General features: G+C 54.8%; 1 tRNA gene and 1 pseudogene. One reads left to right on the top strand and one right to left on the bottom strand.

Annotated features, from left to right (window positions below):
• Positions 1–53 precede the first annotated feature (53 nt).
• A pseudogene (locus tag AB9K37_RS00410) lies at positions 54–1,227 on the top strand (IS3 family transposase).
• A 181-nt stretch (positions 1,228–1,408) separates the two neighbouring features.
• On the opposite strand, the gene AB9K37_RS00405 reads toward AB9K37_RS00410, so the two are convergent.
• Positions 1,409–1,485, bottom strand: a tRNA-Met gene (locus AB9K37_RS00405).
• Positions 1,486–1,641 lie beyond the last annotated feature (156 nt).

Genomic DNA, 1,641 nt, shown 5'->3' with positions numbered 1-1,641 from the left:
GAATTTCGGACCAGAGTTTAAGATGGGTCGCCTGATGAAAGAGACGATCTACAATGGCAAAGAGAAAGAACCACTCACCTGATTTCAAGGCGAAGGTCGCCTTGGAAGCGATCCGCGAAGAGATGACGCTGGCTGAACTGTCGAAGAAGTACGGCGTTCATCCGAACATGATCAGCGGTTGGAAACGTGCGGCGATTGCGAACATGGCGAAGGCTTTCGAGCGGGGTAAAACCGATGAGGTTCGCGCATCCGAGGCCGAGATTGAGAAACTGCATTCGAAGATCGGACAATTGGTCGTGGAGCGAGATTTTTTAGCGAGCGCCTCGCATCAGTTGCTCGCGACGCGAGGCAAAAAATGGTGAGCGCGGATCATCAGCTGAGCCAGCGACGGCAATGCGCACTGCTGCGACTGATGCGGTCGGGGCTGTATTACCGTCCCGTCGGCGAAAGCTCCGAGAACCTGAGGTTTATGGACCTCATCGACAAGCAGTTTTTGGAAACGCCATGGTACGGATCGCGGCAGATGGCGCGCTACATGCAGCGGCAGGGCCATAAATGCGGCCGCCACAGGGTGCGCCGTCTAATGCGCAAGATGCGGCTGATGCCGATTTATCAGACACCCAACACCAGCAAGAAGCATCCCCAGCACAAGGTCTGGCCCTATCTTCTGAAAGGGCTGGCGATCACCCGGCCCAACCAGGTCTGGTGTGTCGATATCAGCTACATCCCCCCTCTCGGGACCATGCTTCGCAAGGCCCTGCCGGGCAGTGGATGCGTCGGGGCTTTCTGTATCTCGTCGCGATCATGGACTGGTTCAGCCGCAAGGTCCTGGCTTGGCGGTTGTCGAACAGCATGGAAGCAGACTTCTGCGTTGAGACTTTGAAAGAGGCCTTGGCCAAATACGGCCCGCCAGAGATCATGAATAGCGACCAGGGCAGCCAGTTCACCGGCTTTGAATGGATCAACGCGCTGACCGAGGCCGGTGTGAAAATCTCGATGGACGGTCGGGGCCGCTGGATCGACAACCGGATGATCGAACGGCTTTGGCGGTCGCTGAAATACGAATGCGTCTACCTCAACGCATTCGAAACCGGCTCAGAGGCAAGAGCGGGCATCGGAAAATGGCTGGCCGACTATAACGCTGAACGGCCTCACTCAACCCACGGCATCTTGACCCCGAAAGAGGTCTATGAGACCAAAATCGAACCCGAGAAAATGGCAGCCTGAAACAAACCAAGATCCACCTTAAATCAGGACGCAAACTGGTCAAAAGACTGGGACCATCTCTGGGACCTTGGCGCGCTTCTGAAGCTCGCGTCTGGGTCTGAAGCATCTAGGCGTGGCCAAGCTTCTAGAGTCTCCGGGGCTTCGGACACCCAAGTCATTGATGATAATGAAGAGTTTGTTTTGGTTGCGGGAGTAGGATTTGAACCTACGACCTTCAGGTTATGAGCCTGACGAGCTACCGGGCTGCTCCATCCCGCGACGCTTATTGGTCTCTTGCACGGAGTGCTTTTTGAGGCCGCTATCGCCCTCAGCGGATATAGTAAATTTCAGCTGAGGAATTTTGTGATCGTTTTAGAGAGATATCATTTTTTTACGAGATTTTATTAGGTTTGGCGGTGACCTACTCTCCCACGA

It is taken from the genome of Donghicola sp. XS_ASV15 (assembly GCF_041224595.1).
GTDB lineage: Bacteria > Pseudomonadota > Alphaproteobacteria > Rhodobacterales > Rhodobacteraceae > Donghicola.
The sequence above is the reverse complement of the archived record's forward strand: the minus strand, read 5'-3'. Positions and strand labels throughout refer to the sequence as shown.